The organism is Thermococcus argininiproducens, assembly GCF_023746595.1.
In the GTDB taxonomy this organism is placed as follows: domain Archaea; phylum Methanobacteriota_B; class Thermococci; order Thermococcales; family Thermococcaceae; genus Thermococcus_A; species Thermococcus_A argininiproducens.
In genome coordinates this window covers 621,742-635,909 of the sequence record NZ_CP080572.1, presented here as the reverse complement: position 1 = coordinate 635,909, position 14,168 = coordinate 621,742, and the positions used below count along the sequence as shown (strand labels likewise).

Genomic DNA, 14,168 nt, shown 5'->3' with positions numbered 1-14,168 from the left:
AAACCTTAAAAACTTTAAATTTTCACAGATTTATGACAATAAGAGAGGTGATTCTTATGTTTCCTCACGAGGAAAAGCTGATCAAGGAAAGGCTTGGCAGAGAGCCAAACGAAGTTGAAAAGGCCATGCTTGAGGTAATGTGGAGTGAGCATGCATCATACAAGTCAAGCAGAAAGTGGTTGAAGCTTTTACCTACTGAAAACGAGCATGTGATTTTGGGTCCGGGAGAAGATGCAGGGGTTGTAAAGTTTGATGAAAACACTGCCATAGTCGTTGGAATAGAGAGCCACAACCACCCTTCAGCTGTTGAGCCCTACGGCGGAGCGGCCACAGGTGTTGGCGGAATTGTGAGAGATATACTCTGTATGGGTGCAAGGCCAATAGCCCTTTTAGACCCAATTCGCTTTGGGCCCTTAGAGAAGGAGCGCAATAAGTATCTCTTTGAGTACGTTGTTAAGGGGATAGCTGACTACGGAAATAGAATCGGTGTCCCAACGGTTGGTGGAGAAACGGAATTTGATGAAAGCCTTGACAATTACACCCTTGTGAATGTGGCATGCATTGGTTTAATGAAACCTGAAGAGCTTGTACACAGTTATGTGGAAGAAAGTGGGCTTTTGCTTGTTTTAGTTGGCAATAAAACAGGAAGAGATGGAATCCACGGCGTAACTTTTGCGAGTGAAGAATTGAGCGAGAATGCAGAGGAGGAAGACCGTTCGGCTGTTCAAATTCCAGACCCATTTACGGAGAAACTTTTGATTGAGGCAACTCTTGAGGCGTTAAAGACCGGCAAAGTCAAGGCCCTCAAAGACCTTGGTGGTGGGGGCTTAACATGTGCTTCCTCAGAGATGGCCGGAAAGAAAGGTTTTGGAGCCATAATCTATGCAGACAGAGTCCCCCAAAGAGAGCCAAACATGAATCCAATGGAAATCATGATCTCCGAGAGCCAGGAGAGAATGCTCTTTGCCGTTAGAAAGGAAGATGTCAATGAGATAGGTAAGATCTTTGAAAAATACGAACTCGAATGGACTATTGTAGGTGAAACCATAGAAGAGCCTCGATACATTGTTTATTGGAATGACGAAAAAATAGCAGACCTTCCTATAGATCTATTAGCAGACGTTCCCATAATAGAGTGGGAAGCTAAACCATATGATATCGAAAAAGATGTACAAACGCCAGAAATCAGCGTTGAGGAGGCCCTCCTTGAAGTTCTGTCAAGCCCCAATATAGTTAGTAAAGCATGGATATGGCAACAATATGATCATGAAGTTCAGGGAAGGACTGTCTTAAAGCCTGGCCTTGATGCAGCAGTGCTTAAGATAAACAATGAATATGGTTTAGCCTTTGTGAGCGATGGAAATCCTTCTTATTCGTATTTAAATCCCTATCATGGAGCAATGAGTGCCGTTGCCGAAGTTGTAAGAAACCTCGCTAGCGTTGGGGCAAAACCCCTAGCACTCGTAGACAACCTTAACTTTGCCTCACCTGAAAGGCCCGAAGTTTACTGGAGCTTCATAGAGACAATTAAAGGATTAGCTGATGCAGCAAAGGCTTTTGGTCTGGCTTATGTCAGTGGGAATGTCAGTTTTTACAACGAGGTAGGAAACAAGCCCATAAAACCAACACCAGTTGTTGCTGGTCTCGGAAAAGTGAAACTTGAAAACATTACAACAATGGGGCTCAAAGATGAAGGAGATTTAATAGCAGTTGTGGGAATCACTAAAAAAGAGCTTGGAGGAAGTGAGCTCTATAAGAGTTTTGGCATTGAAGGGGGAATCACCCCAAGAGTCGATCTTGAAAGGGAGAAACAAAACGTTGAGAGCATTTTGAAGGCAATCGAGCTCAAGCTTGTCAAAGCTGTTCATGATGTTAGCAAAGGCGGACTGGCCATCGCACTTATAGAAATGGCAATTGCAGGAAATAAGGGATTTGAGATAGACATAGCAAAAATCCCGACAGATGGGGAGCTTTCACTAGTAGAAGTGCTCTTTTCAGAAACTCAAGGACGATTTATAGTGAGCTTCGAAGAAAAGAATCTCGAGAAAGCTAAAGACCTCTTCAATGAGTTCGCTATTATCGGGAAAGTAACAGGAAAAACACTACTATTCAAACATGAAAACAAAGAAACTGTAAGTTTAAACTTGGAAAGTGCCAAAGCACTTTATAACTCACTTCCCGCGCTTTTAGGGGAGTGAAACTTTCTTAATTTTGCAATACTATTTTTGTATTTCTTAGACTCTCTTTATCAGAAAACTTTAAAACAAAGTCCCGAACATTTGTTCGGGGAGAATTGTGAGAATAGGAATAGTAGGAAACGGGATAGCAGGGTTAACAGCTGCAATAGCTCTTGCAAAAAAAGGAACCGAGGTCTATGTTGTTGGAGAGACCATAAAAAAGACGAATTCTTATTTGGCTCAAGCGGGTATAGCATTTCCAATCTTAAGCGGGGACTCTATAAAGAATCATGTTCTCGATACAATAAAAGCAGGTAGGCATCTAAACAATGAAGAAGTCGTTTGGAGCGTTATTTCGAGATCAAGTGAAGCCTATGATTTTTTACTCTCACTTGGACTGGAATTTGAAGAAAATGAAGTTGAAGGGGGACATAGTTTTCCCAGGGTTTTCACAATCAAAAATGAAACCGGAAAGCATGTAACAAAGATCCTTTACACATGGGCAAAAGAGTTGAATGTCCACTTCATCAAAGGACTTGCAGAATCATTAGCTATTGAAAACGGCAAATGTTATGGTGTATTTCTCGATGGTGAACTCTTAAGATTTGATGCCACAGTTTTAGCAATTGGAGGTTATACTGCTTTATTCAAATACACAGCTGGGTCCCCACTCAATCTTGGCATACTGATTGGAGATGCTGTTATGAGAGGGGCTTTAGCAAGAGATTTAGAATTTGTTCAATTTCATCCCACTGGATTCATTGGGAAGAGCGGAGTAAAGCTCATAAGCGAAGCAGTAAGGGGAGCTGGAGCTAAGCTGATCAATTCAAACGGGGAGAGGTTTGTCAATGAACTTGAACCAAGAGACATTGTTGCAAGGGCTATTTATATGCAGATACAGGAGGGGAAAGAGGTTTATTTGGATGCCACTCACGTAAAAGACTTCAAATTAAGGTTTCCCCAAATATATGCATTTCTCAAACAGGAAGGTATAGATCCTGAGAAAACTCTGATACCAGTCTCTCCAATAGCTCATTACTCAATTGGCGGTTTAAACGTTGACGCTTATTATAGAACCAACATAAAGAGCTTGTATGCCATTGGAGAAGCTGCCAATAATGGATTTCATGGGGCAAATAGATTAGCAAGTAATTCACTCCTAGAATGTATCGTAAGCGGACTTGAAGTTTCAAGGACTATTTTTAGAGAGAGACCAAAACTTAGAGAAAATACAGAGCCAGCGAATACTAGCCAAGAAGCCGGGGATGTAGAGCAGATTAGGAAAGTGCTTTGGGAACATGCAGGGATTGTGAGACGTGGAGAAAAGCTCAAGGAAGGTATTAAAAAGCTTAAAAACATTGAAGCAGATGAGAGAATTAAATGCCTCGCAGAAGGTATTCTAAAGAGTGCCTTATGGAGAGAGGAAAGTAGAGGGGTGCACTATAGAGCAGACTTTCCATTCACAAGAGAGGAGTTTAAGAAACCCAGCTTTTGGAGGTGCTAATATGGACTTAATTGAGGAAATTATGCGACTTAAAGAAGAAAAGAATGCTGTAATATTAGCCCACAACTACCAGCTACCTGAGATACAAGATATAGCTGATTTTTTAGGGGATAGCCTCGAATTAGCAAGAAAAGCTGTAAATGTTGATGCTGACATCATAGTTTTTGCTGGCGTTGATTTTATGGCCGAAACTGCTAAAATTTTGAATCCCGACAAAAAAGTCCTCCTCCCAACAAAAAGAGCAACCTGTGCCATGGCCAACATGCTAAAGGTGGAACATATTCTTGAAGCTAAGGAAAAATATCCTGGTGCCCCGGTCGTTCTTTATGTTAATACCACCGCTGAAACTAAAGCCTACGCTGATGTAACAGTAACCTCGGCCAATGCTGCTAAGATAGTAGAGAAACTTAACGCAGATACGATAATTTTTGGGCCTGATAACAATTTAGCATACTACGTCGCTAAAAAGACTGGCAAAAGAATTATCCCGATCCCAGAAGGGGGCCATTGCTATGTTCACAAGAAGTTCACCCTCGAAGATGTTAGGAGGGCAAGAAAAGAATACCCAAATGCAAAGCTAATGGTTCACCCCGAGTGCAATCCCGAAGTGCAGAAAGGAGCAGATTTAATAGTATCAACAGGAGGAATGGTTAGAAACGCCTGCCAGCACGACGAGTGGGTTGTCTTTACTGAGAAGGAAATGATCTATCGGCTACAAAAGCTCTATCCAGGCAAAAAGTTCTATCCCGCAAATGAGGATGCCTTCTGCATTGGAATGAAATCAATTACACTTAAGCACATCTACGAGGCCCTTAGAGACGAGAAATACGAAATTGAAGTACCTGAAGAAATTGCTGTAAAAGCCAAGAAGGCCATCGAGAGAATGCTAGAGATGAGTAAGTAGTCAAGTAGAGAGGTAAACTTTTCTACTTTCTTTACCACTTAACTGAACAAGGTGATAAAAAATGATTCCCCTTACATACCTTCTCCGCTTTTTGGAGGAAGATGTTCCATTCGGTGATGTCACAAGTGAAGCTGTTATTCCCGAGGATTTGGATGCAGAGGCTGTAATTATAGCAAAGCAAGAAGGAGTTATAGCGGGCCTAGAAGAGGCAAAAGCTCTTTTTGAACACTTTGGTGTTAAAGTTGAGCTTAAAACTAAGGACGGCGATGAAGTGAAGAAGGGAGCCGTAGTTATAAAGCTCAAGGGCAACGCACGAAAAATTTTGCTAGTGGAGAGGACGGCATTAAACATTATAGGGAGAATGAGCGGCATAGCAACCCAAACTAGAAAGCTTGTTGAAAAAGTTAGGGCAGTTGGTTCCAAAGTCAAAGTAGCGGGTACAAGAAAAACCCTCTTAAAACCCCTAGACAAGAAGGCGATACTCATAGGAAATGGTGAGCCGCACAGGTTCAGCTTGAGTGATGCCATACTAATAAAAGATAACCATTTGGCGTTAGTGCCGCTTGAAGAAGCCATTAAGCGAGCAAAAGCCTTTTCTGTTTATAAAGTCGTTGAGGTCGAAGTGGAAAACCTAGAAGATGCTCTAAAAGCTGCTAAAGCTGGGGCTGATGTAATAATGCTCGATAACATGACCCCAGAGCAAATCAAGGAAGTCCTTGAAGCTTTAAAGCACGAAGGACTCAGGGATAGAGTCAAGATTGAAGTGAGTGGAGGCATAACTGAAGAAAATATCCAAGATTATGCAAAGCTCGATATCGACGTTATAAGCCTTGGAGCATTAACACACAGTGTGAAGAACTTTGACGTAAGTCTGGAAATTCTTCATTAGTCTTTTTTCTTTTCTAGCAAAATCAAAAGCACCGAGAATGGTGCGAAAATCAGGAGGGACAGTCTAATTGGGATTTCTCCAATCTTCACATCCCCGAGGATTCCATAGGCAAAGCCAAAGAGGAGCTGGCCGAAGGTAGTTCCCAAGTTTGAGACAGCATTTAGCCCGCCAATAGATGCAGAGACTCTTGAGGCCTTCATGGCTAAGAGCTTTCTCACGAGAGGCCTAAACGTGTGTATAGCAAATAGGGTCATGACCAGAGCTGGGAACACTGTGTAGGGAGTTTTAATTGCGGCTAAAATTGGGGAGAGCGCTGCCAAAATCACTGCAAATCTAAGCACTCTCTCCTCTTTTCCAATATCGGCGAGCCAGGAAGGAGCATATGCTAAGAGAGCACCAATTAACGAGGATAATCCAATGAGTGTGGCGGCACTTCCCTTTTCTATGCCCAAAGCCTCAGCAACGTAGACGTATGTTATGTCGCCGGAGGAGAAGGCTATCGTGAAGAAGAAAAGTCCGCTCAAAGCTAAGATTTTCTTTGCATCAAATGAGCCAGAGGTCTTTTGAGTTCTTTTAGGCACAATCCACTCATAAAGGGCATAATATGCTGTGAGCATCAGCAGGGAGGTTACAACGAAGGACAGCGATGCCAAGAGCATTTGAGCTTTTATGCCTAAGCCTATGGTGAGGGCGTAGGTGTAGTTTCCGAGGAACGCGGCAAAGTTCCCAAAGAGGAAGTATAAAGCAGTCACCCTTCCTTTGAGCTCTTTAGGTGAAGATACGACTATTACAAACTGAGCTATGGGCCAAGAGAGGCCGTTAAAAACACCGTTCAAAAGCTTAATTCCAACGACTTGCACCCAAGAATTCGTTAGGGCGTAGAGGGGCATTACGAACGCGTTCCCAAGCATAGCTAAAGCTCCTAAGAAGACCAGCGTTTTTCTTTTCTCGATGAGTGAGCCACCAATTACGGAGGAAAAGGCCCGAGAGAGCACAAAAGCTATGGAAATTAGGGAGATTGACATCATCGAAGCGTTCAACACATCGCGTGTATAAAAAGCCACAGCCGGGATAGCTAATCTAAAGCCGATTGTACCTGTGAATGCCGATGCTATGAGTAGAGCTATGCCTAAAGTTTGTCTCCTCATTTTTACCAAGCATGTTTGAAATTGTACGGTTTAAAAAGATATTTATCCTGATTAGGCCCAAGAAAAGGTTGTTATGGAAAATCTAAAATTCTAAAGAATGAAAAGAGGTCACTCTTTAAGCATGTCGCTTATAAGACGTATCGCACATAGATCTCCACACATTGAACAGGCCTCAGTGGAGGTGGGTCTACTTTCCCTGATTTCCTCAAAGCGCTCTTTGTCCATTGCGAGCTCAAATTGTTTCTCCCAATCTAGGGAGCCTCTTGCTAGGCTCATCAAGTAGTCTTTGTAATACTCCTCTCTAAAGCGCGTTAGGTTTACGGCATGGGCTGCCAGCTTTGTAGCTATCACTCCGAGGCGAACGTGCTCTTTAGTCGGCAAACCTAAGTGCTCAGCTGGTGTAACATAACAAAGAAAGTCCGCTCCATTCAAAGCGGCTATTGCTCCCCCAATAGCTCCAGCTATGTGATCGTAGCCTGGGAAAATGTCCGTCACTAAGGGGCCAAGGACGTAGAAGGGAGCATTATCGGTTGCTACCTTCGCTATTTTTATCTGCATTGGGATTTGGTCTATTGGGACATGTCCAGGCCCTTCAACCATCGTTTGAACTCCAAACTCCCTTGCTCTCCTAACCAGGCGCCCCAATGTATAGAGCTCACTCATTTGGAGTTCGTCTCCAGCGTCTGGCAGACCGCCGGGTCTAAGACCATCGCCTAAGCTCAAAACAACATCATATTCCTTGGCAAGCTCCAAAAGGTAGTCGTAGTCTTTGTAGAACGGGTTCTCTTTTTCCCAATGGAGTATCCAAGCTGCCAAGAAGGTGCCTCCTCTTGAAACCATGCCAACGATTCTCGTGGTGCGCTTCATCTTTTCGATAACTTCTTTTATAACTCCTACGTGAATAGTTGCATAATCAATACCGTCCTTAAAGTGTTTCTCAACAGCGTTCCACATGTCATCCTCGCTCATCTCGATGATGGCCCTTCCTTTGACGAGCATTTCCTCAGCAGCTTGATAAATTGGAACACTTCCAATGGGCACATCAACAGCTCTCAAGATTTTCTTCCTTATCTTGTCCAAATCACCACCTGTTGACAAGTCCATTATCGTGTCAGCTCCGTACTTAACAGCTATTTTTGCCTTCTCGATTTCTTCCTCAACGTTCACTATGTCTCTTGAGGTTCCGATGTTTGCATTTATCTTCACTCTTACCCCTCTACCTACAGCAACTGGCTTTACCCACTCATGAACGAGGTTTCTAAAAATGACAGTATAACCTTTAGCAACATTTTTTCTAAGTTCTTCGGCTTTTATACCTTCATTTTCAGCAATGAACTTCATTTCTTCCGTTATTATTCCTTTTTTAGCGTCTTCCATCTGAGTCATTTTTATCACCGAGTTATCAATATACAAAACCCTATTTTAACCTAGTGGTTGAGCGAACAATAGGGTGAAACCTCAAGGAGGGCTTGTATTTAACATTTTCATGTAAAAATAAACCTTAAAAGTAATTGATTTTTACATTTTCTTGGTGATAGAATGAAGTTTAGCATTGCCACTTATGCATCTCACTCCGCACTTCAAATACTTCATGGAGCAAAGCAAGAAGGATTTAAGACACTTGCCTTTGGAAAGGAAAGGGTTAGGCCACTCTACACAAAGTATTTTCCCGTTGCAGATGAGTTCATTCCCCATGAATACCCCGAAGAGGAGTTACTTAAAAAGAAAGCAATAATAATCCCTACAGGCTCCTTTGTGGCCTATCTAGGCATTGAAAAAGTCGAAAATATGAAAGCTCTGTATTATGGAAACAAAAAAGTCCTCAGGTGGGAAAGTGACAGAAAACTTGAGAGAAAGTGGCTTTTAGAAGCAAAGATAAGGGTTCCAGAAGTTATTGAAGATCCGGATGAGATAGATAGGCCTGTGATAGTAAAACCTCACGGGGCTAAAGGAGGCCGAGGATATTTTATAGCAAAAACACCCGAAGAATTCTGGGAAAAGGCTTCAAATCTAGGGGTTAAGAATAAAGAAGACTTAAAAGAAGTCCAAATACAAGAGTACGTCATAGGAGTTCCCGTTTATCCCCACTTTTTCTACTCGAAACTCAATAAGGAGCTGGAGCTCATGAGCGTTGATAAAAGATATGAAAGCAATGCAGACGCAATAGGCAGAATAAATGCAGAACAACAACTAAAAATTGGAATAGAACCAAGTTACACAGTGATAGGGAACATTCCAATAGTACTTAGGGAGAGTCTTCTTATGGGCATTATTGAGGCTGGAGAGAACGTAATAAGGGCTTCAGAGAGACTTATGGGTGGCTTATGGGGCCCGTTCTGTCTTGAGGGTGTGATCACCGAAGATATGGAGTTCGTGGTTTTTGAGATCTCAGCAAGAATCGTAGCTGGAACCAATCCTTTCATAAACGGCTCCCCATATACATGGATTAAATACAACGAACCAATGAGCACTGGAAGAAGAATTGCGCGGGAAATTAAGCAGGCCATCGAAGAAGAAAGGCTTGAGGAAATTTTAACCTAATCTCCTTTTCTTTTCCTGACATCTTCCTCCCTGAAAGGCGAACCTTTCAAAAGAAAAGTAAACTTTAAAAGCCCTGTACATTCTTATGTTAAAAACGGTGAGGGAGGAGAAAAAGAATGGGTAAATTTACACAAAAGCTTGTCAATGCCATAAAAGGATATACCTTTGATGACGTGCTTTTAATCCCGCAGGGAACTGAAGTGGAACCAAAAGATGTGGACGTTTCTACACAAATTACTCCAAAGATAAGACTTAACATTCCAATTCTCAGTGCAGCTATGGATACAGTGACAGAATGGGAAATGGCCATTGCTATGGCTAGACTAGGAGGGTTAGGCGTTATCCACAGAAACATGAGTATAGAAGAGCAAACTGAGATGGTCAGAAAAGTGAAGAGAGAAGAGACTGTGGAAGAAGTTATTACAATTTCTCCTGAAGAAACTATAGATTATGCGCTTTTCTTAATGGAGAGAGAGGGAATAGACGGCCTTCCTGTTATTGACAACGGAGAACTTGTAGGCATAGTTACAAAGACTGATATAACCACCCGGGAAGGAGAGAGGGTAAAAGAAGTCATGACAAAGGACGTGATAACAGCGAAAGAAAGTGCTAGTGTGGAAGAAATTATGGCCCTAATGATAGAGAACAGTATAGACAGAGTTCCGATAGTGAATGATGATGGAAAATTAGTGGGAATCATCACTATAGGAGACCTCTTAGCTAGGAAAAAGCATAGAAATGCAGTAAGAGATGAAGAAGGGCGGTTGATAGTTGCTGCCGCGGTTTCTCCTTTCGATATTAAAAGAGCGGTGGCCCTAGATGAAGCTGGAGTTGATGTCATAGTCATAGACACAGCTCACGCACATAATTTGAAGGCAATAAAAGCTATGAAAGAAATAAAGAGCAAAGTAGAGGCAGAACTCATTGTGGGGAATATAGCAAATCCCAAAGCCGTTGATGATCTAACCTTTGCAGATGCTGTTAAAGTTGGTATTGGTCCAGGAAGCATATGTACAACAAGGATAGTCGCTGGAGTTGGTGTACCACAAATAACGGCAATATCAATGGTAGCAGACAGCGCCATAGAGTACGGGATTAGAGTGATAGCTGATGGAGGAATCCGATATTCTGGAGATATCGTGAAAGCTATAGCAGCCGGTGCCGATGCCGTGATGCTTGGAAATCTCCTGGCAGGTACAAAGGAGGCTCCAGGAAGAGAAGTAACAATAAACGGAAGGAAATACAAACAGTACAGAGGCATGGGTAGCCTAGGAGCTATGATGAAAGGTGGGGCAGAGAGATACTATCAAAAAGGCCACATGAAAACAAGAAAATTCGTCCCAGAGGGCATTGAAGGGGTTGTTCCATATAAGGGCAAGGTTGGCGAAGTGCTCTATCAACTTGTAGGTGGATTAAAGGCCGGAATGGGATACGTGGGAGCAAGAAGCATCGCAGAACTTAAAAAGAAAGGAGAATTTGTGATAATTACCCCAGCAGGAGTCAAAGAAAGTCATCCTCATGATATAGCCATAACAAACGAAGCCCCTAACTATCCACTCGAAAGGTGATTTTTACATTTTTTTTGTTTAAATAATAAATTTTTTAAAGTAAATTTTACAATTTTATGTTGAAGGTGACGCTCATGTGGGAAAAATTCATTGAAGAGAAGGTTAAAGAGATTAAAGAGACGATAGGAGAGAAAAAAGCCATAATAGCCCTAAGTGGGGGTGTGGATAGCTCTACAGCAGCCATCCTAGCATACAACGCTATTGGCGATAAACTTTACGCAGTCTTCGTGAACACTGGCTTTCTCAGAAAAGGAGAACCAGAATTTGTTATAAAAACATTTAAAGAGGAATTTGGCTTAAATTTAATTTACATAGATGCACAAGAGAGATTTTTCACCGCACTTAAAGGCGTAACAGACCCAGAAGAGAAGAGAAAAATAATAGGCAAGACCTTCATAGATGTGTTTGAAGAGGTTGCCAATGAGATAGATGCAGATTTTCTTATCCAAGGCACAATAGCTCCAGACTGGATTGAAAGCCAAGGAAAAATAAAAAGCCACCACAATGTAGGAGGACTTCCTGAGAGGTTAAACCTCAAGCTCATTGAACCTTTAAGAGACCTTTACAAAGATGAAGTGAGAGAAGTTGCAAAGCAACTTGGCCTTCCTGAGAAAATATACCACAGAATGCCATTCCCAGGCCCAGGATTAGCCGTTAGAGTCTTAGGTGAAGTTACTCCAGAAAAAGTTGCGATAGTAAGAGAGGCAAACGCAATAGTGGAGGAAGAAATTGAAAAAGCAGGCCTTAAACCATGGCAGGCCTTTGCCGTGCTTTTGGGAGTCAAAACCGTTGGTGTGCAAGGGGACATAAGGGCCTACAAAGAGACAATAGCGGTTAGAGTGGTTGAGAGTTTGGACGGAATGACTGCAAACGCCATGAACGTTCCTTTTGACGTGCTCCAAAGAATAGCCTTCAGGATAACAAGTGAGATTCCACAGGTGGGGAGAGTTTTATACGACATAACAAACAAACCCCCAGCGACGATTGAGTTTGAGTGAACAAAGAAAACTTTAAGGTCATTAAGGAAAATTTAAATTGGTGAGAACATGAATCTCCAGATGCTCTTAAGAGAGCTAAAGGAAAATCTAAAAAAAGCATTAGGGGACGAAATTGAAGATATAATACTCTATGGCTCCTATGCAAGAGGAGATTACTCCAGAGAGAGTGATATTGATATTCTTCTGGTTGTAAAGGAGAAATTAGACCTACACAAATATGAAAAAGTAAACGAAATAGCCACAAAATTAAGCCTCAAATACGAAATCGTGATTTCAATAATGGACTACCCAAAGAAGGATTTCATGTCTTTAGATTCACCTTTCCTCCAAAGTGTGAAAAAGGAGGGAATTAAAATTGAATAAATTTAAAGCACTAATAAACAAAGCAGAAAAGAGCCTAAAAGCAAGTCAAGAACTTTTAACTAAAGGATTCTATGATTTTGCAGCAGCTAGAGCGTATTATACTATGTTTTACTGTGCCGAAGCAATACTACTAACTAAAAACATCACTGTCTCGAAACACTCTTCTTTAATAGCTCTTTTTGGAAAAGAGCTAGTAAAAACGGGGGAAGTTCCTTACAGACTCTACACTCACTTAATAATGGGATTTAACCTAAGACATGAAGCTGATTATGAAGTCATGCTAGAGATACCAAAGGAGAGAGCAAAAGAAATTGTGAAATTCTCAAAAGAATTTATTGACTTTACAAAGGCTTATCTCGCAGAAAAAGGATTTTTGGAGGAAATTTAAATGATCATCATAATGGATAACCACGGGCAATATGTTCACAGAATTTGGCGCACCCTTAGATATCTTGGAGTAGAGGCAAAAATAATCCCCAACACTACGTCCCTAGAGGAAATAAAGTTAATGAACCCAAAGGGTATAATATTCTCAGGTGGACCGGATTTAGATAGAACAGGCAACTGTGGAGCAATCTTGGAACACTACGAGGAATTCAACGTGCCAATCCTAGGGATTTGTCTGGGGCACCAGCTTATAGCGAAGTACTTTGGTGGTAAAGTGGGAAGGGGAGAAAAAGGAGAATACAGTCTGGTTGAAGTTGAGATTCTAGAAGAGAATGACATTTTCAAAGGGCTTCCGGAAAAGCTTAAGGTCTGGGAAAGCCATATGGATGAAGTTAAAGAACTTCCGGAGGAGTTCGAACTTTTAGCTAAGAGTGAGTTCTGCCCCGTTGAGGCTATGAAGCACAAAAATCTGCCAATCTATGGAATACAGTTCCATCCAGAGGTTGCACATACAGAAAGGGGAAGTGAAATCTATAAGAATTTTGTCAAGATTTGTGGGGAACTTTAAGTCTTTTTGTTTATATAATCTTGCTTTTAATGCCATATTTTTCACATAATTTTCTTGATATTTCCTCAAGTCTCTTTTGATAGTGATTAGAGGGCGCCCAAAAATTCCCATAAAGTTTCTTATATCTAGGAACAAGCTCAGGGTAATATTCCTCCAAAAACTGATAATAAAGGGTTTTACAGTCTCTTGGACCACTGCCAAATAATGTTAAAGCTCCAATTAAGCAAAAATCCGCTCCATACTCTGCTGCAGTTTTTACCATTTCATCAAGGTCTTCCTCTGAATCTGACAAAAATGGAAGAACCGGAATGAAACAAATTCCCGTGAGAAACCCCTCTTCTTTGAACTTCTTCATAGTTTCCAAGCGTTCTGTAGGTTTTGGTGCCCTGGGCTCAAGGATTTTTGCTAATTTTTCATCTAAAGTTGAGATGGAAAATGAAATAATTACCCTATGATCCAATTTTTGCTCTAAATCCTTGGGTAGTCTTGCATTTTCATCAATTTTCTTTAATATGTCCATATCCCTCAAAACAAGTTTTGACTTTGTCAAAATATGGACGGGAAATCTATATCGTAAAATAATTTTTAGGAGACTTCTAGTGAGGTTTAATTTCTCTTCAATTTGCATATATGGTTCTGTGGAGGTGGATAAAGCAATTACCCCATACTCTCCCTTCCTTGCTCTTCGTTTCAATTGTTTTTCTAGAACCGTTGGAGCATTTATTTTTGCAGATAAACTTTTTGTCATATGCTCTCCATATTTGCTCCCCTTTGTATAGCAGTAAATGCAGTTAAATGAGCACCCGTAATAGGGATTTATCGAATAATCATCTAAAAACCAAGCATCTCTATTTTTGTGTTTATTCAGAATGGACTTCACTTGAACTTGGTTAACCACACTAATACCTCCATCAGAAATGCTAACTCTCCTAGAAGTATCTTCATCCCTTCTTCACTCCTAGTTCTATTTTTCTTCCCTACACATGATTATTCCCTAATTCTATTTAAAGCTTCTCAAAAACACAAAAAATCGGTTCTTCCTATTAAACGAGGAGCCTTAGAGGAATCTGTCCTCCTTTTGCCATGAAACATGAAATTCGTAGAGCACAGATGCCATTGAA

Annotated in this window: 13 protein-coding genes; 10 read left to right on the top strand and 3 right to left on the bottom strand. The window is 41.3% G+C overall.

The window, feature by feature from the left end; genetic code table 11:
• Positions 1–56 precede the first annotated feature (56 nt).
• The 4 genes from purL (at position 57) to nadC (ending at position 5,474) form a co-directional block, all read left to right on the top strand.
• Positions 57–2,198 carry a phosphoribosylformylglycinamidine synthase subunit PurL gene (gene purL, locus K1720_RS03360; protein WP_251950473.1) on the top strand — a complete coding sequence of 714 codons (2,142 nt, stop codon included), beginning with the start codon at positions 57–59 and terminating at the stop codon, positions 2,196–2,198.
• Between the two features lie 94 nt (positions 2,199–2,292).
• Complete coding sequence (locus K1720_RS03355; RefSeq protein ID WP_251950471.1) at positions 2,293–3,681, top strand: L-aspartate oxidase; 1,389 nt, start codon at positions 2,293–2,295, stop codon at positions 3,679–3,681.
• A 1-nt stretch (position 3,682) separates the two neighbouring features.
• Positions 3,683–4,585: a quinolinate synthase NadA gene (nadA, locus tag K1720_RS03350; RefSeq protein ID WP_251949922.1), complete on the top strand. Its 903-nt coding sequence runs from the start codon at positions 3,683–3,685 to the stop codon at positions 4,583–4,585.
• A gap of 61 nt (positions 4,586–4,646) precedes the next feature.
• On the top strand, positions 4,647–5,474 hold the full coding sequence (gene nadC, locus K1720_RS03345; RefSeq protein ID WP_251949920.1) for a carboxylating nicotinate-nucleotide diphosphorylase: 828 nt from the start codon (positions 4,647–4,649) through the stop codon (positions 5,472–5,474).
• On the opposite strand, the gene K1720_RS03340 is transcribed toward nadC, so the two are convergent.
• On the bottom strand, positions 5,471–6,622 hold the full coding sequence (locus K1720_RS03340) for an MFS transporter (RefSeq protein WP_251950469.1): 1,152 nt from the start codon (positions 6,620–6,622) through the stop codon (positions 5,471–5,473). The two genes, nadC and K1720_RS03340, sit on opposite strands and share 4 nt — an antisense overlap.
• A gap of 108 nt (positions 6,623–6,730) precedes the next feature.
• Positions 6,731–8,008 carry a phosphomethylpyrimidine synthase ThiC gene (thiC, locus tag K1720_RS03335; RefSeq protein ID WP_251949919.1) on the bottom strand — a complete coding sequence of 426 codons (1,278 nt, stop codon included), beginning with the start codon at positions 8,006–8,008 and terminating at the stop codon, positions 6,731–6,733.
• A 153-nt stretch (positions 8,009–8,161) separates the two neighbouring features.
• Here thiC and K1720_RS03330 point away from each other — a divergent pair, with 153 nt between their 5' ends.
• The 6 genes from K1720_RS03330 to K1720_RS03305 all read left to right on the top strand — a co-directional run bounded on the left by K1720_RS03330 (position 8,162) and on the right by K1720_RS03305 (position 13,047).
• Positions 8,162–9,163 carry a formate--phosphoribosylaminoimidazolecarboxamide ligase gene (locus K1720_RS03330; protein ID WP_251949917.1) on the top strand — a complete coding sequence of 334 codons (1,002 nt, stop codon included), beginning with the start codon at positions 8,162–8,164 and terminating at the stop codon, positions 9,161–9,163.
• A gap of 116 nt (positions 9,164–9,279) precedes the next feature.
• Positions 9,280–10,731, top strand: a complete 1,452-nt coding sequence (guaB, locus tag K1720_RS03325) for an IMP dehydrogenase (protein ID WP_251949915.1) — start codon at positions 9,280–9,282, stop codon at positions 10,729–10,731.
• Between the two features lie 74 nt (positions 10,732–10,805).
• Positions 10,806–11,729, top strand: a complete 924-nt coding sequence (gene guaA, locus K1720_RS03320) for a glutamine-hydrolyzing GMP synthase (RefSeq protein ID WP_251950467.1) — start codon at positions 10,806–10,808, stop codon at positions 11,727–11,729.
• Positions 11,730–11,777: 48 nt separating this feature from the next.
• Complete coding sequence (locus K1720_RS03315) at positions 11,778–12,092, top strand: nucleotidyltransferase domain-containing protein (RefSeq protein WP_251949913.1); 315 nt, start codon at positions 11,778–11,780, stop codon at positions 12,090–12,092.
• Complete coding sequence (locus tag K1720_RS03310; RefSeq protein ID WP_251949912.1) at positions 12,085–12,480, top strand: HEPN domain-containing protein; 396 nt, start codon at positions 12,085–12,087, stop codon at positions 12,478–12,480. The genes K1720_RS03315 and K1720_RS03310 overlap by 8 nt, the downstream gene beginning before the upstream one ends.
• Positions 12,481–13,047 carry a GMP synthase subunit A gene (locus K1720_RS03305; RefSeq protein ID WP_251949910.1) on the top strand — a complete coding sequence of 189 codons (567 nt, stop codon included), beginning with the start codon at positions 12,481–12,483 and terminating at the stop codon, positions 13,045–13,047. It abuts the gene before it with no gap.
• A gap of 10 nt (positions 13,048–13,057) precedes the next feature.
• Here the strand turns inward: K1720_RS03305 and K1720_RS03300 are convergent, their stop codons facing one another.
• Entirely contained in the window at positions 13,058–13,927 is an 870-nt protein-coding gene (locus K1720_RS03300; protein ID WP_251950465.1) for an SPL family radical SAM protein, read from the bottom strand.
• Between the last annotated feature and the right edge of the window lie 241 nt (positions 13,928–14,168).

Coding starts and splice junctions, on each gene's coding strand:
- nadA (WP_251949922.1), top strand. CDS start 3,683: ATGGACTTAATTGAGGAAATTATGCGACTTAAAGAAGAAAAGAATGCT.
- thiC (WP_251949919.1), bottom strand. CDS start 8,008: ATGACTCAGATGGAAGACGCTAAAAAAGGAATAATAACGGAAGAAATG.
- K1720_RS03315 (WP_251949913.1), top strand. CDS start 11,778: ATGAATCTCCAGATGCTCTTAAGAGAGCTAAAGGAAAATCTAAAAAAA.
- K1720_RS03330 (WP_251949917.1), top strand. CDS start 8,162: ATGAAGTTTAGCATTGCCACTTATGCATCTCACTCCGCACTTCAAATA.
- purL (WP_251950473.1), top strand. CDS start 57: ATGTTTCCTCACGAGGAAAAGCTGATCAAGGAAAGGCTTGGCAGAGAG.
- guaA (WP_251950467.1), top strand. CDS start 10,806: ATGTGGGAAAAATTCATTGAAGAGAAGGTTAAAGAGATTAAAGAGACG.
- nadC (WP_251949920.1), top strand. CDS start 4,647: ATGATTCCCCTTACATACCTTCTCCGCTTTTTGGAGGAAGATGTTCCA.
- K1720_RS03340 (WP_251950469.1), bottom strand. CDS start 6,622: ATGAGGAGACAAACTTTAGGCATAGCTCTACTCATAGCATCGGCATTC.
- guaB (WP_251949915.1), top strand. CDS start 9,280: ATGGGTAAATTTACACAAAAGCTTGTCAATGCCATAAAAGGATATACC.
- K1720_RS03305 (WP_251949910.1), top strand. CDS start 12,481: ATGATCATCATAATGGATAACCACGGGCAATATGTTCACAGAATTTGG.